General features: G+C 32.9%; 18 protein-coding genes. 16 read left to right on the forward strand and 2 right to left on the reverse strand.

Translation table 11 applies throughout. From position 1 onward, the window contains the following. Positions 1-120: 120 nt before the first annotated feature. On the forward strand, positions 121-1,047 hold the full coding sequence (locus ACFSC2_RS11600; protein ID WP_379815279.1) for a hypothetical protein: 927 nt from the start codon (positions 121-123) through the stop codon (positions 1,045-1,047). A gap of 78 nt (positions 1,048-1,125) precedes the next feature. After that, entirely contained in the window at positions 1,126-1,983 is an 858-nt protein-coding gene (locus ACFSC2_RS11605) for an MBL fold metallo-hydrolase (protein ID WP_379815278.1), read from the forward strand. Between the two features lie 71 nt (positions 1,984-2,054). Here the strand turns inward: ACFSC2_RS11605 and ACFSC2_RS11610 are convergent, their stop codons facing one another. Beyond that, positions 2,055-4,871 (reverse strand): T9SS type A sorting domain-containing protein, encoded by a 2,817-nt coding sequence (locus ACFSC2_RS11610; protein ID WP_379815277.1) that lies wholly within the window; start codon positions 4,869-4,871, stop codon positions 2,055-2,057. Positions 4,872-5,162: 291 nt separating this feature from the next. On the opposite strand from ACFSC2_RS11610, the gene ACFSC2_RS11615 reads away from it, so the two are divergent. The 4 genes from ACFSC2_RS11615 to ACFSC2_RS11630 all read left to right on the forward strand — a co-directional run bounded on the left by ACFSC2_RS11615 (position 5,163) and on the right by ACFSC2_RS11630 (position 13,053). Then, positions 5,163-6,797, forward strand: coding sequence for a S8 family peptidase (locus ACFSC2_RS11615; RefSeq protein ID WP_379815276.1), 1,635 nt, complete (start codon positions 5,163-5,165; stop codon positions 6,795-6,797). A gap of 63 nt (positions 6,798-6,860) precedes the next feature. Further along, positions 6,861-8,741 carry a M1 family metallopeptidase gene (locus ACFSC2_RS11620; protein ID WP_379815274.1) on the forward strand — a complete coding sequence of 627 codons (1,881 nt, stop codon included), beginning with the start codon at positions 6,861-6,863 and terminating at the stop codon, positions 8,739-8,741. Between the two features lie 304 nt (positions 8,742-9,045). Continuing rightward, positions 9,046-10,197, forward strand: coding sequence for a S1 family peptidase (locus ACFSC2_RS11625; protein WP_379815273.1), 1,152 nt, complete (start codon positions 9,046-9,048; stop codon positions 10,195-10,197). Positions 10,198-10,263: 66 nt separating this feature from the next. Beyond that, entirely contained in the window at positions 10,264-13,053 is a 2,790-nt protein-coding gene (locus tag ACFSC2_RS11630; protein ID WP_379815272.1) for a VIT domain-containing protein, read from the forward strand. Between the two features lie 58 nt (positions 13,054-13,111). Here ACFSC2_RS11630 and ACFSC2_RS11635 read toward each other — a convergent pair whose 3' ends face one another. Continuing rightward, positions 13,112-14,050, reverse strand: coding sequence for an L-threonine 3-dehydrogenase (locus tag ACFSC2_RS11635; protein ID WP_379815271.1), 939 nt, complete (start codon positions 14,048-14,050; stop codon positions 13,112-13,114). Between the two features lie 412 nt (positions 14,051-14,462). On the opposite strand from ACFSC2_RS11635, the gene ACFSC2_RS11640 reads away from it, so the two are divergent. The 10 genes from ACFSC2_RS11640 to ACFSC2_RS11685 all read left to right on the forward strand — a co-directional run bounded on the left by ACFSC2_RS11640 (position 14,463) and on the right by ACFSC2_RS11685 (position 25,446). Next, positions 14,463-15,068: a hypothetical protein gene (locus ACFSC2_RS11640; protein WP_379815270.1), complete on the forward strand. Its 606-nt coding sequence runs from the start codon at positions 14,463-14,465 to the stop codon at positions 15,066-15,068. Next, positions 15,061-18,426 carry a transcription-repair coupling factor gene (gene mfd / locus ACFSC2_RS11645; protein WP_379815269.1) on the forward strand — a complete coding sequence of 1,122 codons (3,366 nt, stop codon included), beginning with the start codon at positions 15,061-15,063 and terminating at the stop codon, positions 18,424-18,426. Before ACFSC2_RS11640 ends, mfd begins: the two co-directional genes overlap by 8 nt. Positions 18,427-18,617: 191 nt before the next feature. Beyond that, the gene (locus tag ACFSC2_RS11650; RefSeq protein WP_379815268.1) at positions 18,618-19,169 is read left to right on the forward strand and encodes a DUF5683 domain-containing protein; all 552 of its coding nucleotides are present in this window, start codon (positions 18,618-18,620) and stop codon (positions 19,167-19,169) included. Between the two features lie 170 nt (positions 19,170-19,339). Continuing rightward, on the forward strand, positions 19,340-19,732 hold the full coding sequence (tssD, locus tag ACFSC2_RS11655; RefSeq protein WP_379815267.1) for a type VI secretion system tube protein TssD: 393 nt from the start codon (positions 19,340-19,342) through the stop codon (positions 19,730-19,732). A gap of 11 nt (positions 19,733-19,743) precedes the next feature. Beyond that, complete coding sequence (locus ACFSC2_RS11660; protein ID WP_379815266.1) at positions 19,744-20,388, forward strand: hypothetical protein; 645 nt, start codon at positions 19,744-19,746, stop codon at positions 20,386-20,388. Positions 20,389-20,426: 38 nt separating this feature from the next. Continuing rightward, entirely contained in the window at positions 20,427-20,762 is a 336-nt protein-coding gene (locus tag ACFSC2_RS11665; protein WP_379815265.1) for a hypothetical protein, read from the forward strand. Between the two features lie 50 nt (positions 20,763-20,812). Further along, positions 20,813-22,636, forward strand: coding sequence for a contractile injection system protein, VgrG/Pvc8 family (locus tag ACFSC2_RS11670; protein ID WP_379815264.1), 1,824 nt, complete (start codon positions 20,813-20,815; stop codon positions 22,634-22,636). Between the two features lie 16 nt (positions 22,637-22,652). Then, a complete protein-coding gene (locus tag ACFSC2_RS11675; RefSeq protein WP_379815263.1) occupies positions 22,653-23,726 on the forward strand; it encodes a hypothetical protein in 1,074 nt (357 codons plus the stop codon). Between the two features lie 2 nt (positions 23,727-23,728). After that, positions 23,729-24,844, forward strand: a complete 1,116-nt coding sequence (locus ACFSC2_RS11680; protein WP_379815262.1) for a hypothetical protein — start codon at positions 23,729-23,731, stop codon at positions 24,842-24,844. Further along, positions 24,841-25,446: a DUF8188 family protein gene (locus ACFSC2_RS11685; protein ID WP_379815261.1), complete on the forward strand. Its 606-nt coding sequence runs from the start codon at positions 24,841-24,843 to the stop codon at positions 25,444-25,446. Before ACFSC2_RS11680 ends, ACFSC2_RS11685 begins: the two co-directional genes overlap by 4 nt. The last annotated feature ends 63 nt before the right edge of the window (positions 25,447-25,509 follow it).

The raw sequence follows: 25,509 nt of genomic DNA on the forward strand, positions 1-25,509 counted from the left end.
TTTATTTTCAATCAAAAATGTCTCTTCATTGTGATTTTGCCTTTTTATTGTTAAAAACCAGTATTTATACTCTTTGAGATGAATTATTTATGAATAATTTTGCGAAAAATTGGGGTAATTATGAAAAATCGATACGGAAATAATTGGTTTAAACTTTTTTTTGCACTTTTACTTGGTTTCGGATTAGGCGCTACAGTCTTTATTTTTAGCAGTGAGTTAAACGGTGGGCAGAGGAAAATGAAAAAAGACCATGCTATTCAAAATATTTCAGATGTTGAGAACGGTGTTTTGGCACAGAAAAATATTTTAGACTCTTTAAATATTTTGAAAACAGCATATGATACTGTAATATTAGAAAATGCGGCCCTGTTTGAAGAATTAGAATTGGAAAAAAGAAATGTCGAAAATTTGATGGAAATTATCCAAGCTTCTCATAATCCGTCTATAAATCAGATTAAAATATTTCGAAATCAACTCGTAACCTTAAAAGCTTCGCTTGACGCTAAAATGGAAGAGATAAAAAAATTGAAATCGCAGAATAAAAATTTATTGACAGAAATTGAAAGTCAAAATGTAGTGATGTACAAGCAGAAAGTAGAAAACGATACTTTGATTTCTAAGCAAAAAAAGTTAGAAACAACTTTAAAAGATGCTTCAAAATTAGCGTTGAGCAATTTTAATGTTGTGGCACTTAAGGAAAAAAGTTCTGGAAAAGAATCGGAAACCGAAAAAGCAAGGAACACTAAAAAGCTAAAAGTAAGTTTTACGGTAAATGCAAATTCGATTGCTAAAACAGGAAAACGAGTCTTTTATATTCAGGTTTTGGATCAGAAAAACTCGGTTTTGGGAGAAAATAAATTAATTGAATTTGGAAATGATAAGGCGCTGGTTTACAGTTTTATTGTAAGCACCGACTTTCAAGGTAAATCAGCAAATGTTTACGGCATTTTAAATACAGATGATAGTTTGTTTAAAAAAGGAACTTACTTTGTTAATTTCTTTGATAAACAGGAAATTATGGGGAGTACATCGGTTACTTTACAATAAAAATTAAAAGTTTTTAAGTTTTAAGCAGCACAAAAGGATTTTGGATTTCCTAGCTTTGTTCTTTTAGAAATTAAGCTTATGAAACTTTACCCAATAGAATCTGGAAATTTTAAATTAGACGGTGGTGCCATGTTTGGAGTAGTTCCAAAAACGATTTGGAACAAAACAAATCCTGCTGATTCTAATAATCTAATTGATATTGCCGCGCGCTGTCTGCTTATTGAAGATGCAAATCGGCTTATTCTTATCGATACTGGAATGGGCGATAAGCAATCCGAAAAATTCTTTGGCTATTACTCACTTTGGGGTTCTCATTCGATAGATAAATCTTTGGCAAAATATGGTTTTCATCGAGATGATATTACAGATGTTTTCATGACACATCTTCATTTTGATCATTGCGGCGGAAGTGTGCAGTGGAACTCAGATAAAACGGGTTACGAGCCTGCTTTTAAAAATGCTAGATTTTGGACAAACGAGAATCATTGGCAATGGGCAACAAAGCCTAATGCAAGAGAGAAAGCTTCTTTTTTGTCTGAAAACCTGCTTCCAATGCAGGAAAGTGGACAGCTTCACTTTATAAAACGTCCCGAAAGCGATTTTGGGTTTTCTGACGAATTAAATTTCGGAATTTATTATGTTGATGGTCATACCGAAAAGCAGATGATTCCGCATATTCAATACCAAGATAAAACGATCGTTTTTTGTGCTGATCTTTTGGCTACAGCTGGACATGTTCCGCTTCCTTATATAATGGGTTATGATACAAGACCTCTTTTATCGTTAGATGAAAAAGCTAAATTCTTAAACGAGGCAGCAGATAAAAATTATTATTTGTTTTTAGAACACGATGCTCACAATCAGATTATAACAGTCGAACACACCGAAAAAGGCGTTAGATTAAAAGATGTTTTTACTTGCGACGAGATATTATAAATAAAATTGAAACATAAAAAATCCCATTTTCAAATTAATGAAAATGGGATTTTTAATTTAACTAAATGCGATTATTCTACAATTACTTTCTTAGCCGAAGCTGTATCTCCATTAATCAAGTATATATAGTACACTCCTTTAGGCAAACCAGATAAATTAATTGTATTGTCTGTATTATTACTGTTTAGGTTAAATGATTTCACTAACTGTCCTAAAACATTGTAAACATTGGCTTTTTCTAAACTTACGTTTTGAATGTTTAATTCGTCTTTGGTTGGGTTTGGATGTATAACTACTTTATTAAAAATAGATTCTTCAATAGTTAATGATTTGCAAGTGCTGGAATAAGTCGCAGTAGCATCCTTTATTTGTGACCAATTTAAATTTGAAAATTCTACGTTATCAACTTGAATACAAGAAAGATTTTTATTGCTTAGAAAGCTGCAGGCATCAAAAGCTGCAGTAGTTTTGCTTGTTTTATTTGTCGTAGGCAATATAAAATTTTCGTTATTTCCGTTTTTAATATTTAATGTTGTTATCGGATTAAATTCTATGAAAATAAGTTCTAGAAAATGATTATGAGATAAATCTAATGATGTTAATAGGTTATTACTAACATTTATTCTTTTTAGTAGTGGATTGTTGCTAAGATCTAATTCAGTTAATAAACAGTTATTAAAATAGAGATTTACCAATTTTGGATTAGAAGAGACATCTAATTTTGAAATAGAGGTAAAAGTACAATTTATGTCTAGTAAGTTAGGAAGATTTGATACATTTAATGTTGTAAGATTATTGCTGCCACAATAAATAGATTCTAATTCAGAATTTGCTGAAAAATCAATACTGGTAAGGTTATTTCTGTCAGCAGTTAGATAATGAAGTTTTTTGTTTTGTGATAAATCAATGGTAGAAATTTGGTTTTGACTAAACATCAGATTAAACAATTCTTTATTTGCTGAAATATCCAAGCTGGTTAATTTATTATCATGTAGTGCCAGTTTAGTAAGAAGTGTGTTTTTACTCACATCTATGGATTGTAAATTGTTGTAGTTGCAATCTAAATATGTCAATGCGGTAAAGGCTTCTATTCCTGCGAGATTATTAATATTGGAATTTGACAGATCTAGGGAGGTTACTTTTTTGATGCTTGAATTGGCTATCTTTCCATTTTTACCATCTTTGTCAATTTCTAAAGCAATTAATTTGTCTTCAAAATTAGAATCAGGAATTAAAGTATATAGGTCACAATCTTCATTATAGCTTGCAGTTTCATCTTTTAGAGAATTCCAATTAGAATTAGAATAACTTGCATTATCAACCTCAATACACTTTAGATTTGGGTTGGAAGTAAAATTAGAAGTTAAACTTAGATTTTCGTTGTATCCATTCTTTATGCTTAAGTTTTCAATTAAAATGTTATTACTGCAATCAATAAATGTTAAGGCAATATTCTTTTTAAGATTTAAAGATGTTAATAAATTTCCTGAGCAATTTAACGAATTTAAGTTGGTAAAGCCTTCAATTCCTGTTAAGTCTTTGATAGAAGCTGATGACACGTTTAACGATGTTATATTTTCAATACTGCTGTTTAATACGGACCCATTTTTACCATCTTTATCAATTTGTAAAGCAATTAATTTGTCTTCAAAAGTAGGGTCTGGTATTGCAGTTAATAGAGAACAATCAGCTGTAGAATAAGATGCGGTTAAGTCTTTAAATAAAGACCATTTTTCGTTAGCATATAAAGCATTGTCAACTATAATACACTTCAGAAGGGGATTTTCAGTAAAATTTACTGAATTTGGACTCGCATATATATGACCATTATTGCCATTTTTTAAGTTTACTGTCGTTAGAAATTTATTGTTTGAACAAAGAAATGATTCTAAAGCACTATTTTTTGAAAGATCTAGATTTGTCAATAGATTAAATTGACACCAAAGCATATTCAACAATTTATTATTTTTAACATCAATTGAAGTAAGTTGGTTTGTTGCACAACTAAAATATCTTAAATTGATATTTTGAGAGACATCTATAAATGTCAAATTATTATTCGATACTGATAGATTTTCAAGACTTAAATTGCTTGAAAGATCTAATGTTGATAAATTATTATAAGCTATATTTAAATAAGTTAATGCAGTATTTTTTGAAAGATCAATAGCAGATATTTTATTCGACATACAGCTTAAAGATTCAAGAGCTTTGAAGTCTTCAATACCTGTTAAATCAATGATATTGCTAAAATATAAATCGATGGTTTTAATAGATTCAATATTTGATGTCAAGACTTTTCCATCAACAGCACCAGAATCAATTCCTAGAGCAATAAGTTTTTTTTCAAAATTAATGTCTGGTATTGAAGTATACTGAAGAGGTACTTCACTTATAACTTTAACATCGTCAATTAAAACATCAAATGATTCATCATCAAAGCTAAATGTAGAAAAAGATAAATCATATGAAATATTAGTATCTGGAATAAAAATAGTTTCTTTTTCAGTCCATAAATTGTTTGTTGCAAAGGTATTACTTGATAATGTTGTAGAGCTTCCCGTCTGGGATATTTTTAATGAAATAGGGTGAAGACCACTATAATTGTTGTTTAAGTATTTATATTTAAATTTAATAGTATAAATAACACCTGCCTTTAATGAAACTTTGGTCGCGATTTGTGGACGTAAAGATGAATTCGTTAAAGACAATTTTGCGCTGTAATTCCCTGTTGAGGCATCAGTACTGGAAGAAACTGAATTTAAAGTAGTCCAGTTGACAAGATCATTATTGTTCCAGTTCTCAAAATCTTCATTTAGAGCATAATTGATTTGAGAATAAATAGAAAAATTTGCCAGTAAAAGCAATAATAGTAGTTTTGTTTTCATAGAAATAAGTTAGAATTAGGCCGAAGCAATTATAGTAATATTAATCCGTACTTCTTTACGGGAAAACGTAAAGAATCAATCAGCTTTTTATTGATGATTTTAATAGATTGATTGTCAGATGTATGGGTGCTTGCTTTAGAGTTATTTACTGAATAAAAAAGGAATAAAAAGACTATAGAAAATTAAAATTAGACTCATAATTTCATAACACAGTGTTAACAGTTAGTTTTTTGTAACAAAAAAGCATAATTTAGACCCAACTTTTAACTTTTCACATTAAATTAAACATAGATGAATCATATAAAACCTCTTAAATTATCTGCTTTTGCTTTATTAGTTTTAGCAGGCTACAGTGCTTCTGTACAAGCTCAGGTTTCTACTTCAAAAGAATTTATAAAAGCACCTTTAGAAATTGTAAAAAAAGCTCCTGTTTCAGAAGATCAATTAAAAAGATGGAGTCATCTTGATTTAATAAAAGATTCTATTCCGGGAATGAGTGTTGACAAAGCTTATGCCGAATTACTTCAAGGTAAAACTGGAGTTAAGGTAATTGTTGGAATCGTAGATTCTGGTGTAGATATCGAACATGAAGACCTGAAAGGAATGATTTGGACCAATCCAAAAGAAATTCCAGGAAACGGAATCGATGATGATAAAAATGGTTTTATTGATGACGTAAACGGATGGAATTTCCTTGGTAATTCGGTACACGAAAATCTAGAAATGACTCGTATCGTTAAGAAAGGCGATGACGGTTCTGCACAATATAAAGAAGCTCTGGCTCAATATACTGAGAAGTATGAAAAAGCTTTAAAAGATAAAGAGCAAGTAGATTTCTTGTTGGATGTTCACGGTACTATCAAAAAAGCTTTAAATAAAACAACTTACAAAGTAGAAGATTTAAGCTCGATCACTTCTACAGATCCAAAAGTATCAAGAAGTAAGATGATCATGACGCAGATTTTTACTAATGCAGGCCCGACGTTTGATCCAGAAGCTGATCTAGAAGAATACAGAGAGCAGGTTTATGATCAGTTAAATTATAACCTGAACAAAGAATACGATGGCAGAAAAGTTGTAGGCGATAATCCTGATGATATCAAAAACAATCACTACGGAAATAACGTTGTCTTTGGTCCAGATAAAGAAAAAGCGCTTCACGGAACTCACGTTGCCGGAATTATTGCTCAAGTTAGAGGTAATAATTTAGGTGGAGATGGAGTTGCAGCGAATGTTGAAATATTAACTGTTAGAGCCGTTCCAGACGGAGACGAATACGATAAAGATATTGCTTTAGCAATTCGTTATGCAGTTGATAATGGAGCAAAAGTAATCAACGGAAGTTTCGGAAAAAGCTTTTCTCCGCATAAAGACTGGGTTTACGATGCTATAAAATATGCAGCTAAAAAAGATGTATTGATTGTTCATGCAGCTGGAAATGACGGTTATAATATTGATGAAACTAAAAACATCAATTATCCAAACGATTCAAAAGACAACATCAAAGAATTTTCAGATAATGTGATTACAATTGGTGCGATCAATAAAGAATACGGAAAAAATGTTGTGGCAGGTTTCTCTAACTTCGGAAAAATAAACGTAGACGTTTTTGCTCCGGGTGAAGAAATTTATGCAACAGTTCCAAATAACAAGTACAAATATCTGCAGGGAACTTCAATGGCTTCTCCAAATGCGGCAGGAGTTGCGGCGTTAATTCGTTCGTATTATCCTAAATTGAAAGCAGCTCAGGTAAAACAAATTTTAATGGAATCTGGAGTGGCACTTCCGGCGCAGGTAGTTTTAGGAGAAAATCCAAATCCAGATCAGGAGCCAGTTGCAGTTTCGTCGGCAGAATCGTCAAAAACAGCAAAAATGGTAAATGCGTATAACGCTTTACTGCTGGCAGAAAAGATGTCAAAGAAATAAAAAGAATACACTATTAATCCAATGGAAGGGCTTTTGCTCTTCCATTTTCATTATTTATAAATCATGCGAAAAATTATTTTACTTTCATTCTTAAGCTTGGGTTTAAGCCCTGCATTTGCGCAAAATGCACCGTATTGGCAACAGCATGCTGATTACAAAATGGAGGTTTCTATGGATGTTAAAAACTATCAGTACAAAGGAAAACAAGAATTAGTTTATACCAATAATTCTCCAGACACACTGCGAAAAGTATTTTATCATTTATATCCAAATGCTTTTCAGCCGGGAAGCGAAATGGATGCTCGTCTGCACTCTATAAAAGATCCAGATGCAAGAATGGTTAATAAAGTAAAAGACGCAGAAGGAAAAGAAATTAAGCAAAGCCGAATTGAAACACTGAAACCAAACGAAATGGGTTTCTTAAAAATCACCAATTTTAAACAAGACGGTGTTGCGGCTCAAACAAGACTTTCATCAACAATTTTAGAGGTAACTTTGGCTAAGCCGATTTTACCAAACTCTAAATCGACTTTTACATTAGATTTTGATGGTCAGGTTCCTGTTCAAATTCGTCGTTCTGGGCGAAATAATAAAGAAGGAATTGAACTTTCGATGTCACAATGGTATCCAAAATTAGCCGAATTTGATTTTGAAGGATGGCACGCAGATCCGTATATCGCGAGAGAATTTCACGGAGTGTGGGGTAATTTTGACGTAAAAATTACAATCGATAAAGAATATACAGTTGGAGGTTCTGGATATCTTCAGGATAAAAATTCTATCGGACACGGTTACGAAGATGCGGGTGTAACAGTTACATATCCTAAAAAAGCAAAAACATTAACATGGCATTTTATTGCACCAAATGTTCACGATTTTACTTGGGCTGCCGATAAAGAATATACTCACGATATCGTAAAAGGACCAAACGATGTTGATTTACATTTCTTTTATAAAAACGATCCTAAAACTACAGGAAACTGGAAACAATTGGAGCCTTTAATGGTAAAAGTTATGGATTATTACAATCACAGAGTTGGAGCTTATCCGTACAAACAATATTCATTTATTCAAGGTGGAGACGGAGGAATGGAGTATGCAATGTGTACTTTGATGCTTGGAAGTGGCACTCTTGAAGGAATTACCGGAACTGCAACACACGAACTAGGACACTCTTGGTTCCAGCATATTTTGGCTTCAAACGAATCTAAACATCCTTGGATGGACGAAGGTTTTACAACTTATATTGAAGACAGTGCTTTGAATGAATTAAAAGGAGATAAGAAAGAAGCAAATCCTTTTAAAGGAAATTATGCTGCTTATTACAGTCTGGTAAATTCAGGAAAAGAGCAGTCACAGACTACACACGGAGATCGTTATGACGAAAATCGTCCGTACAGTATTTCATCTTACATTAAAGGAAGTCTTTTTCTTTCTCAATTAGAGTATGTAATCGGAAAAGAGAATGTTGATGCAACTTTGAAAAGATATTATAATGATTTCAAATTCAAACATCCAAATCCGAACGATATTAAAAGAACAGCAGAAAGAGTTTCTGGTGCAGAATTAGATTGGTACTTAATTGATTGGACACAAACAACAAATACGATCGATTACGGAATCAAAGATGTGGCAGATAATGCAGGAAAAACAACCGTTACTTTAGAAAGAATTGGAAGAATGCCAATGCCGATCGACTTAAAAGTAGATTACACAGACGGAACTTCTGAAACATTCTATATTCCGTTAAGAATGATGAACTTCATCAAACCAAATCCAAACGTAAACGAAAAGAGAACAGTTCTTGAAGATTGGGCTTGGGCACAGCAAAACTATAGTTTTACAATTGACAAAAACAAAACGGCAATCAAAAAAATCACAATCGATCCAAGCGGATTAATGGCTGATGTAAAACAAGCAAATAATGTTTTTGAAATGAAGTAAAAAGATATTTTTTACCTTAATATAAAATCCAAAGATAGTTTCTGTCTTTGGATTTTTTTTGTTTAATAAATGTTTTTTGTAAGTTAAATATTATTTTTTATTCCCAAAGATTAATATATTTACCCCATTAATAATTAACCAAATTGATAGTCGTAAGTGGAAATAAAATTCAAATAACAGGTTGTTTTACTGTTAAAATTTAACAATTAAATTACTACCTTGGCCCGGTCAAAAAAAGCAAATAATAATAATTTTGCGAATTGACAACCTAAAAGCAAATTAATAAAACCTACCTGTTTAAAAAATGAAAATTAGAAAAATTGGACCAAATAATGATTTGGAAGATATCAGCGGAAAAAAAAGAAAACCTTATAAAATTATCATCTTTACTGCGGTAATTCTCTCAACAGCAGCTTTTTTTGGCTTTAAATACTTTACAACGCCGCCTCCTTCTGTTTGTTTAGATTCAGATACAAAAGTTTATGACGAATACAAAGACGCAGTTGTACTGATAAAACACAGCTATGGTTATTTTGCAAAAATTAAGGGAAAAGAAATTCAGCTTAATAATCAAAACGCAAAAGAAGAAACGATTTTTGGAACAGGCTTTTTCATAGATAGAGATGGAAAAATATTGACCAACAGCCATGTTTTACAACCATGGAACTCATCAAATGAAGATCAGGAAAAAGTAAATACAACTATAAGAAATCTAAGATTGAAAATTGCTTCAATTCTTACTACAGATATCTCAGAAGATGAGTATCAAAGTTTTATTGAAAGAAACTGGCATGCTGCATCTGCTTATGATGAAGGCGAAGGCGAAGGTGATTATGAAGGTGAAGGCGAAGGAGAAGAAAGAACTGAAGAGTCAACAGGTGAAGAATTCGTAAGCTCAAATGATGTAGAAGAAGATACAGCCAATGTATCGACAGATATTGCTGCAGCAATTCCGGTTAAAGAATATGTATCTAAAGATGATATTGAGGTATATGTAAAAACTGTAGATATTGCGGTAGCACTTCATGATTCAAACGATGAATGGCTTAATTGTGAGATTGAAAAAATTTCAGAAGATACCAATATTGATTTAGGTACTGTGCGACTTACTAATCATACAACTCCGCAAAGTGTTACAAACATTATCAATCTTGACAATACAGTTGACGATGATACTTCTTTGAATCCTGGGCAAAAAGCTATAATGGTTGGTTATCCTTTGGGAATGGATTTGGCAAAGACAAATTCAGGGCTGAAAGTGCAGCTTTATGATGGTAAAATTAGTAAAGAATCAGACGGGAATAAAATTCAATACAGTATTACTTCTACACATGGTGCTAGTGGTGCACCGGTATTTAATGAATGTGGTCAGTTAATCGCAGTCAATTTCAGTGGAGTAGATGAAGTACAGGGTATTAATTTTGGAATTGTTGCTAAGCACATTCGAAATTTCTAATTAAAGTCACTTAAAAATTTATTGTATTTTCTCTTTTGTAATTAAATAAGAAACCATTTTTTTAATATGAATAAAATTTTTACTATTTGTGCATTAGTGTTTTATAGTGCAGTTTTTTCTCAGATTCCAAATCTGGATGTAGAAAATCTAAAAAAACATCCAGTCGTTCTGCAAGAAGCAAAAATCGAAACCAAGATTTTGGGGAATCTTGCCACAACAACAGCTACTTATACATTTTATAATCCGAGCAGTAGAATTTTAGAAGGAAAACTTACCATTCCGTTACCTGAAGGAGTAAGTGTAAGCGGTTATGCTTTAGATATTAACGGAAAATTAAGACATGCAGTCCCTGTTCCTAAAGAACGTGCTAAAGAAGTATTTGAAAGTATTGAAAAAAGAAATATAGATCCAGGGATTATTGAAAAAGTGGAGGGAAATAATTTCAGAACAAGAATTTATCCGATCCCGGCTCAAGGCAGTAGAACCATTAAAATTACGTATCATCAGGAACTAAAAGTTTTTGCTTCTGACTATCAGTATCTTTTGACTTTTGCAAATGAAACGGTTCGTATTCCGAAATTTAATCTGAAAGTACTAATTAATGAAAGTCTTGTAACTCCAAAAATTACTGAAAATCCAGATGGAAGTTTTGCTTTTGAGAAAAAAGGAAATCAATGGGTTGCTGAGATTAGCAAAGAAAATTTCACACCAAATGAAAATCTTAAAATAGCAATACCTAAAGCCAGTCAGTCTTCAAATATTTTGCTGCAGAAAACTTCTGAGGATAAATTTTATTTTGCAGCAAGTGTTTCGACAGACTTTCCTGCGAAGGAAAAATCAAAATCTCGTAAGATTGCAATTATTTGGGATAACTCATTTAGCGGATCGAAGAGAAACCATCAAAAAGAACTTGACTTTCTTAATGCCTATTTTTTGAGCAACAAAGATGTTTCAGTATCTTTTGTTCTTTTAAATAATACTCTGGAAAAGGCAGAAGAATTTACTGTTTCTGGTGGAAACTGGAGCGCACTAAAAAATAGAATTGTTGACTTAAAATATGATGGTGGAACCGACTTTGGGGCATTAAAAGAGATTTCAGAAATAGAAGAATATCTTTTGTTTTCTGACGGAATTTCAAATTTTGGTGATTTGACATTAAAATTCAAAAAACCTGTAAATAGTATTGTAAGCACACCTACTTCTGATTTTAACCTTTTAAAACTTTTGGCATCACAATCAGGAGGGAATTTTATCAATCTTAATGAATTAGATACGCCGTCTGCTCTAAAAGCATACAGTAAACAGCCTATTAAATTTTTAGGATTTAAAGAAAATGCGGCTATTCAAGAGCTATTTCCAAATGTTGGAACTGTAGTAAATGAACCGGTTAATATCTTTGGAATTGCATCTCCAAATTTGGGTAAACTAACCGCCCTTTTTTCAGTGGGAAATAAAACCTATGAAGTTCCTGTAGATTTCAGTACCGCTGTGCAAGTAGATAATTGGCCGATTGCACAATTTTGGGCGCAAAGAAAAATCAATGACCTTGAACTTAATTCAACTCAAAACCGTGATGAAATCATGAACCTGAGTGAGCAATTCGGAGTGGTAAGTAAGAATACCAGTCTTATTGTATTGGATGACGTGAATGATTATGTGCGTTATAGAATTACACCGCCTCAGGAATTATTATCGGAGTACAATAAAATCGTTTCAAGAAACAAAAAAGAAATTTTAGAAAAAAGAAAAAACCTTTTATCTAAGTCTTTTGATGTAACCCGTGAGCTAGTAACCTGGTGGAATAGTGAGTTTAAACCTGCAGAAAAAAAGCAATACCCTAAGATTTCTAATCAGTCGTTAGGACAAAATAAAGATCAAGTACAAGACAATGCTGTTTACAGTACCTCTGGATCAACAAAATCTAAAGGTAAAATAACTTTGATCGAGGTAGAAAGCAAAGAAGAGTATATGAAAGATTTTCAGAACTTAACTTCTTCTGAATTAATCTATCAAAAGTATCTTGAAAACCGTTCTAAATATGAAAAGCAAGTAACGTATTATTTTGATGTTTCTAAATTGCTATTTAGAAAAGGAGATAAAGTACTTTCTTTAAAAGTCTTAAGTACATTAGCAGAGCTTGATTTGGAAAATGAAGAGTTATACAAAACGATATCTTATCTGCTAAAACAAAGAGGCAATTATGAAAAAGAATTATGGATTACTCAAAAAATTCTGGAATGGAGACCTTTCGATGCTCAAAGCCACAGAGATTATGCATTAGCTTTGGTTGATAATAAAAAACCTCAAGAGGCTCTTAATATCTATAAATCGATGCTGTATCAGGAATATACCGATGAAATTTCAATAAGAGATAACGGTATTGAGGAGATTTTGATTATGGAAATTAATAATATTCTAAACCAAAATAAAAATGTAGATGCGAGCAAAATAGATGATCGTCTAAAAGCAGATTTACCAGTAGACATTCGAGTTGTAATTAACTGGAATAAAGACAATACAGATATAGATCTATGGGTTACAGATCCGAGAGGAGAAGATTGTTCTTATTCTCATAAATCTACAGAAATTGGAGGAAGATTAAGTAATGATTTTACTCAGGGATTTGGTCCTGAGCAGTTTTTACTAAAAAAAGCCATAAAAGGTAAATATAAAATTAAAACCAATTTTTTTGGAGAGAGGCAAAATCTGCTTTCTGGACCAACAACAATAATGGCGGAAGTTTATCTTCACTATTCTGATGGAAGACAAGAACGTAAAATTGCTGTTTTCCAAAGTCAGAAAGAAAATAAACGTGAAAACGACAGCAAAATTCTGATTGGAGAATTTGAGTTTTAGAAAAAGCAAAAAAAATACCGAAGATTAACGCTTCGGTATTTTTTTTATTTTAATGAATTTAACTCAAATGTTCAATCATGTCTTTAGTCATAGATTCCAAATCAAATTTATGATTCCATCCCCAGTCTTCTCTTGCAGGACTGTCGTCGATACTTGCCGGCCAGCTGTCCGCAATTTTCTGACGGAAATCCGGATTATAAGTAATTTCAAAATCTGGAATATGTTTTTTGATTTCCGCAGCGATTTCTGTTGGCGTAAAACTCATCGCAGCCAAATTGTAGGAAGAATGTATTTTAATTTTTTCAGCTGGAGCCTGCATAATATTGATTGTTGCATCAATCGCATCGTCCATATACATCATCGGCATTTTGGTTTCAGACGATAAGAAGCATTCGTATTTTTTGTCAGCAATAGCCTTATAAAAAATATCAACAGCATAATCTGTAGTACCACCGCCTGGAGGAGTCGACCAGCTGATTAACCCTGGATAACGAATACTGCGCACATCAACACCATAAATGTTATGATAGTATTCACACCATCTTTCGCCCGCTTGCTTGCTTATTCCGTAAACCGTAGAAGGCTCCATCACAGTGTATTGTGGTGTATTTTCTTTTGGTGTTGTTGGACCAAAAACAGCAATACTAGACGGCCAGAAAATCTTCTGAATTTTTTTTGCTTTCGCTAAATTTAAAACGTGAAAAAGCGAATTCATATTTAAATCCCATGCAAAAGCAGGATTTTTTTCGGCTGTAGCAGACAAAAGCGCCGCCATTAAATAAACATCGGTAATTTTATGTACTTCAACCAAATGTTCGATCTGGTTAAAATCTAAGGCATTGACCACTTCAAACGGACCTGAATTAACAACATCAGTATTTAATTTTCGGATATCAGAAGCAATTACATTTTCTGTTCCGTACAATTTACGAAGCTTTTGAGTCAGTTCGGTTCCAATCTGACCGCAAGCGCCAATGATCAATATTTTTGGATTCATTTTTTAATGATTTTAGAAAGACAAATATAACGTTTTCGCAATTACGTATGCTTTTCAGAATCATAAATTATAAATTCTTTAATAAAAAAGTTCGTTCGTTGGATTATTCCTCATTGGTTAATTTTTTTTACCGCAAAGTGCGCAAAGGTTTTTTATATACAATAAGTTTAAAATGTAAAGTTCGCAAAGCTCGATGTTGAAAAGCTTTGCGAACTTAGTGCTTTAAAAAGTATCTTGATATAAAAATCTTAGCATACTTTGCGTAAACCTTTGCGCTCTTTTAGGTTAATTTTAAAGAAAGGATTAAGAATTAAATCTCTTTAATCTATTACAAAAACAACTTTTTATTAGCAAAAAACAGAATTCGTAATTGTAAAATTACTTCGTAACTTTGTAGCCTAATGTTTTACAAATGAAATATAAAATATCTCTTTTACTGCTTTTAACGATTGTATTGTTTTCCTGCCAAAGCAATGACGAAAGACGACTTGCTGAAAACGCTAAAGAAGCCAAAAAGAAAGAAGCTATTTTTAATAATATCAATAAAGGATGGACGTTTATTGACGAACCAATTAACGAAATTTCGGAAAGCAAATTAAATTCTTGGACAGAATGGCGTGATTTTATGAAAGAAATAGGAGATAAACCAAGAAAAACAATTGGGGCGTTTCAGAAAAAATCGACGGCTATTTCTAAGAAAGCAATGGCTTTAAATAATAATATTCCATCAGAGTTTAATCTGCCTCAGATCAAAAGCCGTATTTCTATTTTAGTTACCAAAATCAAAATGCTCGATTTGTTTATTCATTTGAGTAAAATTCCAGACGATAAAGTAGTTTTTTTGGTTCAGGAAATCAATAAAGAACTGATTTCATTAGAAAGACAAATGGATAAAATTGTTGAGAAAGCCAAAATTCCGAAAGAGCAAGGAGAAGAAGATTTTTTAAGAATGTTAGATACTACGCGTGCCATTAAAAGTTCGGCACCGCCTATAGATAAAAATTTGCAAGTTGAGTAAAAACGCCTTATATACAACATACGATAATCTGCCAAAAGCACAGCAGATAGCTTCGAGTTTACTGGAAGGAAATCAGGTAAAAATGAACATCAGCGGATTGTTAGGATCTGCTGTTTCGTTTATTATACGTTCTGTTTTTAAGAAAACAGAGTTGCCTTTTTTGATTATTTTAGACAACAAAGAAGAAGCGGCATATTATTTAAACGATCTCGAACAAATGATTGGTGAGCAGGATGTCTTATTCTATCCCGCTTCATTTCGTCGTCCATATCAAATTGATGAAACTGATAATGCCAACGTTTTGCTTCGAGCTGAGGTTTTAAACAGAATAAATTCCAGAAAAAAACCAGCCGTAATTGTTACCTATCCAGAAGCGCTTTTTGAAAAAGTAGTTACGAGAAGAGAACTAGACAAAAACACTTTAAAAGTCGCTTTAAATGATAAAATTTCAATTGATTTTATAAATGAAGTTTTATTTGAATATGAATTCAAAAGAGTCGATTTTATTACTGAACCTGGGGAATTTTCAGTCCGCGGGGGAATTGTCGATGTGTTTTCTTTTTCAAACGATCATCCTTATAGAATTGAGTTTTTTGGTAATGAAGTAGACAGCATTCGAACTTTTGATGTTGAAACACAATTGTCAGTTGAAACGCATAAAAAAATCACGATTATCCCGAATGTTGAAAATAAACTTTTTCAGGAAAACCGTGAGAGTTTCTTAGATTATATTGCCGAAAAGACCGTTCTTTTCATTCAAAATACAGAAGGACTTTTTTCTCAGTTAGACAAACAATTTGCAAGAGCAGAAGAAGCTTTTGAGAAATTGTCTAAAGAAATAAAACACGCTGCGCCAGAACAATTGTTTTTGAATCAGGCGTCATTTATAAAAAGATCTTTGGATTTTTCAGTTGTAGAATTGGCGTCAAGACCAGTTTATAAAACAACTAAAAAGTTCGAATTTCATATCCAGCCTCAGCCATCCTTCAATAAACAATTTGATTTATTGATGAATAATCTGAGCGACAACCATTTTAACGGATATGTCAATTATCTTTTTTGTTCGAATGAAACTCAGGCGAAACGTTTTCACGACATTTTTGAAAGTTTAGATGAAGCCAATTCGGAGAATATCAGAAAACAATATCATACTATTGTATTGCCTTTATACCAAGGTTTTATTGACGAAGAAAATCAAATAACAGCTTATACGGATCATCAGATTTTTGAGCGTTATCATAAATTCAATATCAAAAACGGATATTCTAAAAAGCAAAATATCACTTTAAAAGAATTAACCGCACTTTCTGTAGGCGATTATGTAACGCATATTGATCACGGAATCGGGAAGTTTGGCGGACTGCAGAAAATTCAGGTTGAAGGAAAAACGCAGGAAGCCATCAAATTGGTTTATGCTGATAATGATATTGTATATGTAAGCATTCACTCGCTTCATAAAATTTCAAAATACAACGGAAAAGACGGAACGCCTCCAAAAATTTATAAATTAGGATCGAACGCTTGGAAAGTTTTAAAACAGAAAACCAAAGCGCGTGTCAAACATATTGCGTTCAATTTGATTCAGTTGTATGCAAAACGACGTTTAGAAAAAGGGTTTCAGTTTGCACCAGACAGTTATCTTCAAAACGAATTGGAAAGTTCGTTTATTTATGAAGATACGCCAGATCAAACCAAATCAACGGCAGAAGTAAAAGCCGATATGGAAAGCGATCGCCCAATGGATCGTTTGGTTTGTGGTGACGTAGGTTTTGGTAAAACTGAGGTTGCGATTCGCGCTGCTTTTAAAGCGGTTGACAACAGCAAACAAGTAGCGGTTTTAGTTCCGACAACCATTTTGGCGTACCAGCATTACAGAACTTTTTCGGAACGTTTAAAAGACATGCCAGTCTCAATTGGTTACTTAAACCGATTCAGAACAGCAAAACAAAAAACACAGACTTTAAAAGATTTAGCCGAAGGAAAATTAGATATCGTTATTGGAACACATCAATTAGTAAACAAAAATGTGGTTTTTAAAGACCTTGGTTTATTGATTGTTGATGAGGAACAGAAGTTCGGAGTAAACGTAAAAGATAAACTAAAAACGATTGCTGCCAATGTCGATACGCTGACGTTAACAGCAACGCCGATTCCTAGAACTTTGCAATTCTCCTTAATGGCTGCGCGAGATTTATCGGTAATTACAACACCACCGCCAAATCGTTATCCGATTGAAACGAATGTGGTTGGTTTTAATGAAGAAATTATCCGCGACGCGATTTCGTATGAAATTCAAAGAAACGGACAGGTTTTCTTTATCAATAATCGAATTGAAAATATAAAAGAAGTCGCAGGAATGATTCAGCGTTTGGTTCCAAATGCAAGAGTGGGAATCGGTCACGGACAAATGGACGGCGCGAAACTCGAAGAATTGATGTTAGGTTTCATGAACGGAGATTTTGATGTTTTGGTCGCAACCACAATCATCGAAAGCGGATTGGACGTTCCGAATGCGAACACGATTTTTATCAACAACGCCAATAATTTCGGATTATCAGATTTGCATCAAATGCGTGGTCGAGTGGGACGAAGTAATAAAAAAGCATTCTGTTATTTCATTTGTCCGCCGTATTCGTCGATGACCGAAGATGCGAGAAAACGTATCCAGGCGTTGGAGCAATTCAGCGAATTGGGAAGCGGTTTCAATATCGCTATGAAAGATTTGGAGATTCGTGGTGCAGGAGATTTATTGGGCGGCGAGCAAAGCGGTTTCATTAATGAAATTGGTTTTGATACCTACCAAAAAATCATGAACGAGGCAATTGAGGAATTGAAAGAAAACGAATTCAAAGATTTATATCCAGAAGAAAATGATATTGATACGAAAGAATACGTAAAAGATATTCAGATCGACGCCGATTTCGAATTATTATTCCCAGATGAGTTTATCAACAACGTTTCAGAACGTTTGGTTTTATACAACGAATTAGGCGCAATAAAAGACGAAACTGGTTTACAGGAATTTGAGAAAAAACTAATCGACCGTTTTGGACCATTGCCAAAACCTGCTGTTGCGTTATTAAACAGCATTCGAATTAAATGGATTGCAACAAGAGTGGGAATCGAGAAATTAGTCTTAAAACAAGGTAAAATGATTGGTTATTTCGTTTCAGATCAGCAATCAGATTATTACCAATCGGTGAAGTTTCGAAATGTCTTAAACTTTGTTCAAAAACATAGTAATCTCTGCAAAATGAAAGAAAAACAAACCGTAAACGGATTACGTTTGTTATTGACTTTTGAAAATGTGAAGTCGATTAAGAGAGCTTTAGAGTTGATGGAATTGTTTGAGGAGTAAAATAAGTTTGCCACGAATTTCACTAATTAACACCAATTAAAAATTTCAATATTGTGAATAAAATTTGTGCCAATTGATGAAATTCGTGGCGAAAAAATACTTTAAAATTTAAGTTTTATTTACCTTTTATTTAAGAAAAATCTTGAAACAAAAAAGTTTTCTTTGAGCAAAAATTTTCAAAGCCAACTTTTATGCCTTATAGACTTCTTTTTGCATTTTTATTATTTGGAATAACCACACTATCAGCTCAGAAAACGAAAGAAATAATTGCCACTGATTCTTTAAAGCCTGTAGGAATTGACCCGCTTCGTCCTGCAAAAGCAGCGTTTTATTCTGCTATTTTTCCAGGTATGGGACAAATTTACAATAAGAAATATTGGAAAGTGCCTCTGGTTTATGGAGCAATAGGTACGAGTACGTATTTATATAACGATAATCAGAAAAAGTACAATTTATACAGAGATGAGTATAAAAGCAGGCTTGAGGGTAAAAGCAGTAATCCGAGTTTGGCGAGATTAACAGAAAGTCAATTGATTACTGTTCAAAAGGGATTTCAAAGAAATAGAGATCTTTCTGCATTATTCATGGTTGGATTTTATGTTTTAAATATAATCGATGCCAATGTTGATGCCGCTTTATCTCAATTTAATGTTGATGAAAGACTGGCTTTTAAACCAGCAATAATAAGAAACGAAATATCATCATCGAATGATTTTGGTTTTGCTTTGAATTATTCTTTTTAGAAAAAAACAGCCACGAATTATTTTAATTAATAAAAGACATAAAAAAAGCGCATGAAATTCATGCGCTTTTTTTATGTCTTTTTTTTCTTCGAAAAATCCCTAAATCTAGGGATTGTACATTCAAAAACCTCTTCATAAATTGTAGGAATTTTATATTTAAAAAATATTATATGAGTTTCTTAGCAAAATTAGAATTAGAAAATGAGATTTTCAATGTTTTAGAATTTGATGTCACTTTTAACCAAGCTACAGATAGCAACGGAAAACCGGCAAATAAAACGAAAGGCGGTCAGGTTAGATTAGTGGTCGAAAGTACGCAAACCGATTTGTTTTCAGACTGGATGGTTTCTCAAACAAGCACAAAAGATGGTAAAATTATTTTTTATCGCAGGGATGCTATGAGCACAATGAAGAATGTCACTTTTAAAAAAGCTTATTGTATTGCTTTTCATAAAAGTTTTAGAAGTGAAGGAACGGTTCCAATGAGAACTGAAATCTTAATAACATCCAATGAAATCAAAATTGGAAATACAGTATTTGAGAATAATTGGAAGAATTCTTAAATCTATTGTTAATGGGACATATTGTAAAAAAAACTCCTCGATTAGACATTGATATAAATACGGAAAGTAAAAATATTGTTGTCATACAGCGGTGGAAATATAATTGGATAGTAAATGGTTTTGCCGATTGGAATTATAAAGAGAAACAAAAAATACATGAGTCTTTTGAAAAAGAAATGAATAAAGTCTGGAATAGAAGAACTCAATTAAAAGTTACAGGAAATTCATTATTTGCAAAAAAATATAAAAATGACACTTTCAGATTATTTTTTGATATTAAATGGGTACTTACCAACGAGCATTGGTCTGTAGATGTAGTGAAAGTTGCTTCTAATAATTACAACAATAGGCCATTTGTTAATTGGAATATTCGGCATATAAAGTTATATACGGTAGACATACAAAGTATGTTTAAAGTTGGAGCGCCAATAAATGTTTCCCAAAAAAATATTGCTCACGAATTTGGTCATGCAATTGGAAACAGCAGTTCAATTGCAGGAATGCATGCAGATGAATATAATACTGCAAGTCCTTTTAATTCTGATAAAGTCAGCATTATGAATGTAGGCATGGAGTTAAGAATACGGCATTTTGATTATATCCTTGGTGAGATAGATGCAATGTTAACTAACACAAAATTCTCTTTGTCACTATGAGAAAAATATATTTGATATTTCTTTTTTACTTGACATGTATGCTTTTAAGTTGTCAAACCAAGCAAGAAAACCCAAGCGGTAAAAAAGCATCAATACCATTAGGAACTGTCTCAAAGATTTCTTTTGAAAAAGCATTAAGTCATTACGGAAATCCATATAAAACCGAAGTTTTTAATAACGCTAAAAAAGGTGAAGTTTTTCCAGGGATAAGAGCAGAAATTGGAAAGTATTATAAAAGTGGGATTAAAATTCAAATACGAGAAGCTATTTGGAATAAAAATGATTCGATACAAATTGCAGTTTGGTACACCAAAAAACAAAACCTATGGATGCCTTTTGACAGCTTTGAATACAATAAATTCACAGATTTTTAAAACAGTTTTACTGGAGTTTTTTTCAATTTAATTAACAAACAAAAAATAAAATGGCCTTACAAACAACCACAACAATAAAAATTGGTGAAACCATTATCAAGAACTTCAGTCATTTAGAAATAAATCAGCAAATTCATGATCATCATACTTTTTCGATTGAGATTAGAAATGATTTATTAGTAGGTGAATATGAAAGTGCTATGCCGGTTTCACAAAAACTTTCTGGTGAAAAGATAAGCATAGAAATAAAAGCAATTCCAGATCTTGACGACGTACTGCTTATTACAAATCCAAAGGATTATATTATGCAGTTTTATGGTATTGTTACCAAAGTTACAATGCGTAAATCCCGTTTTATGGACATGGAAGAAACAATTGTGATTCAAGGTTACAGCGAATCTATAGTTCTAGATAGTGGTCCAGAATCACATTCATTTACTAAAATGAGCATGGCCGATATCGTCAATAAAGTAAAATCTGATTATGATATCGATATGGAAGTAAATCCTTTTAATCAAGAGATTTTGGCATATACGGTTCAGTATAACGAAAGTGATTTTGACTTCTTAAATAGATTGGCAATGCGATATGGACAATGGTTCTTTTATAATGGACGTATTATGATATTTGGTGGTCCTGGTGGAGGAAACCAACCTCAATTATCGTATGGGATCAATATGTTTGATTTTAGTTATGATATAAAATTAGCACCTGCATTATTTAAAGTAATAGAAAATGATAACAGAGCGGGAGAATCTTCTATAAAAGAAACCATAAATTTTAGAAAAGAAGTCGATGGATATCATCAAAATTTAATTAATAAATCCAATCAGGTTTTTAGCAAGCAGACCGTTGTGCAGCTCAATCAAAATTCAGTTGGTGGATATGGAGACCAGTCTTCGGAGGAATATGCCAAAAATAAAATGCGTGCCGCGATGAGTGATATGATGCAGGTGGAAGCTTCTAGCGAAGTTCCTGGAATCACTTTAGGAAGCAATGTTCGGATTTCGGGTATAGATACACAACTTGCAGGAACTTACAGAATAATAGGAATAACACATACCTGCAACGACGGTGGTGGTTACGAAAACCATTTTACAGCAATAAACTATAATGGTGCTGTGTTCTCACCAAGAACAAATCCAGATTTGATTCCGCATTGCGAGAGCCAGTCGGCGATAATAATCTCCAATAATGATCCAGATGGTTTGGGAGGACTCCAGGTACAAATGTCTTGGCAACAGGAAAAAGGAGAGGTAACGCCTTTTATACCTATGGTGCAGCCACATGGAGGAGGAGGAAAAGGATTCTATTTTATTCCAGAAGTAGGAGAAAAAGTCTTTGTCGATTTTCAGGCTGGTAATGCCGAAATGCCAGTAATTGTGGGTACTATCTCAAGTAAAAAAACTAAAAGTGGTTATCATTCTCCAAATAATGATATAAAAGCAATAAGAACCAGAAGCGGCATTGAAACCGTTAGCAATGATAAAAAAGGAAGCTGGAAGCAAAGTACACCAGACGGCAATTATCTAGAACTCGACGGAAGCTGCAATATCATTAATAATGCAGTTTCCACACTGACTGTAAATGTAGGAGCAAAAGAAGATGCTCCACCTCAAGCTATGCTAAAAATGCAAAGCGATGGTAAAATTATTGTTGACGCTAAAGATACATTTGAGCTTACAGCTGTAACAAGCATAACACTAAAAGTCGGTAATAGCAGTATCACGCTAACCTCAGAAAAAATAGATGTTAAAAGTGAAAGCATTGTAATAAACGGAACAAAACAAACTGCAATTAATGGCTCTGGAAGCGCTAAAGCAGTATTTAACGGAACCACTGTTATTACAGGATCTCAAGTAGATATTAATTAGTAAAAATCTAACAAAAATGGCATTTGATATATATAAAGTAGTTGCTGAAGAAAAAATAGACGAAGTAGCAGCAAAGTTTAAAATTTCTGTTGAAGAGTTGAAACGATTAAATCCTGATGTAAGATATTTTTCTTCTTTTTTTGGTGCAGAATATATTGCTTGTTTACAAGAGGTGAGAGTTCCTTACACTGAGAAAATAATTAAAAAGGAAGACAAAGAAAAAGATGTACAGGTAGTAAATGATTTAAAATTTGATCAGCAGGCAAGATACAGGTGTGAACAAACAGTTGTAACAAAAGTAAATGGAATTATTCAAAATCATGCCGACACCAAGAGAGAGTTTATTGTTAAAAAACAGCAGACACAGCAAGGTTTGTTTGTTTATGTCAACATGGTTGACAATATAATTGAAGCATATCAGCAACCATTGGAAGCAGCGATTAAACTTGTCAGCGAAATCGACAAAATAAAATGTGATGTAACGGTTGCTGTAGATGGTAAGACTGGAAAAATTCTACGAATCGTAAATCACGGACAAATTATTCAGAAATGGGGAGACCTTAAGCAGGATTTAAGAGCAAGATATGATTTTTTGAGAGCAGACGATTCGAGACATCAGTTTGATGAATTTATTCACTTATCCGAAATTCAAATACTTAAAGAAGAAAACTTAATAAATGATTTAAGATCTAAACTTTTTTTTGATGTGTTTTTTGATGATTACTTAGTATCTAAAGATATTTTCGAGCCTTACACACGCAAATACTATTCCCAGTTATTTGATGGCTATGAAACTTTATTAGATTTTAAACAAGATATTCTTTCTGAATCTCCTTCAACTGTAGAAATTAGAAAAGTAAGCCAAATAGATAAACAGAAATTAAATAATGATTTTTTAGAAAGAAAGTACAATGAGAAGTTTAGACCAATGATAAAATATAAATTCTCAGAATTTAACTTCAGTGTAAGAGAGAGAGTGACAATTGATACGGAAGAAAATTGGATTAATCAATCTGAAATTACCATTATTGAAGAAGTAAAAAATAATATCCAGGTACTGATTACCTACAAATTAACCAAAATAGAATAACCATGGCAGAATCTTATGTACCAGAAGGGACAACGGTAATTTGTACCCTCATGCAGTCAGGACCGCAAAAAGTAGGTCGTGCAGGGCGAGTATCTTACGTAATAAATACCGCAAGAAATACGCCCTTGCTAAATGAATCTGATAAAAGAATCAGCGAAAGTTTTAATTGTAAAAATGCTTCAAAATTTTGGGGTGGGCTAGCGACATTATGTGCCGGAATTGCTATTGGTGCAATTCTATTTGTTGCAGTAATTGCTACAGGACCAGTAGCGATAGTATTTGCTGTAGCCGCTTTTGCAACATTAGGTGTAAGTGCTGGTGCTGGACTAGCAGCAGTTTATAAAACAGCAACAGATTGTAAAACGACAGAGGATTCTAAATGGGAATTACTTCATGATTCCGTAATGATTGAGGGCGTAAAAGCAGTACTTAACCGTTCTTTTATAAGCTGCATGAAAGGCGGAAAAGTCAGTGTCATTATGGACCAAGCTATTGCTCAAATTGCAGCAGAACAAATTGCGAATAATAATCAAAATGAAGTAAATGCCCATGTAACAAGCCAATTTGTTATGGGACTCATCACTGGTGTAACATCTGCAACGCCGGTATCTCTGGCAATTGCCTCGCCTTTATCTATATATTTTTATTCCAAAGGACAAATTGATGAAGAAACGCAGAGAGCTAAAAATCAAGAAAGAGATAATCTTCTTCAACAAGCAAAAGATGCTTTTGTAATACAAACAGAAGTTTCTGGAGCAGGTACAGTTGGAGGCTTTATTGACGGTGTTAATGAAGTAACCAAAATAAATCAAGCTCTTAATACCGAGGTTGCAGAATATGGTGCTCAAGCTGCAGCGAGAGAAACTGCAGGAGATCTTGCTGGTGCAGCAAATGCAGCATTGGCGCAAGATATCGCTTCTCGTTCTTACCAAACACCGTGGAAAGGCATGCTTAAAGGTTTTAGATATGAATTAGCTGCAGGAGTTGCCAATTTTGTAATTGATACTGGGTCAAATTCTTATGAGGATGAAATGCATAAAGGAGCATTAAGAGAAGCTCAAGATTCTGATGAAAAAGATAGAAATAATAACATAGGAATAATAGCTACATTAAAATGAAAAATTTAGGAATACCGTATGCAATAGGATATCTAATTGCAGGATTGATTGTCTTTCCTTTATTGCTCTTTTTTACAAATAAATTATTTTTTCAAGGAAATGACACAGAAAAAGTACTAGATAATTATTTAAATAAGATGGAGGAAATAAAAATTCATTTAGAGGATGATTATACTATTTTAAGAACTTATGAGCGATACACAGCTTTCTTAAGTAAAAAAAGAGATGGCATCATTCATATTGATGTTAATACCTTTTATTCAGAAAAAGAAAAGAAATATTTTCAATTTCGAATGGTTAATATTGGCGAAAATTTTTATTATGCTTTTAATAATCATATAAAAAGGATGGGGTTTATTATGACAGTTAATAAAGACGATATGAAAAATCCAAAGATGGGCACAAAAGAGCATCCTATTCCTGTTTTTAGAGTTGTTGGCGACGAAAAGCCAATTCGCCTCTGGCATAGCGGAGATCATGGTGAGACTATTTATGAAAATTATGATATTACGCCAGACCAATACGAAAACAGTGTGTATTGTCATTTAAAATACGTGATGTCAAAAGAAGAGTTTAAAGAAAGGTTTGAGAAAAATAGATAAAAAAGATTTGGTAGCCTCTTTACTTTTGGTCTAGGATATCGCTTCTCGTTCTTACCAAACACC

This window comes from Flavobacterium artemisiae (assembly GCF_042678225.1).
In the GTDB taxonomy this organism is placed as follows: Bacteria; Bacteroidota; Bacteroidia; order Flavobacteriales; family Flavobacteriaceae; genus Flavobacterium; species Flavobacterium artemisiae.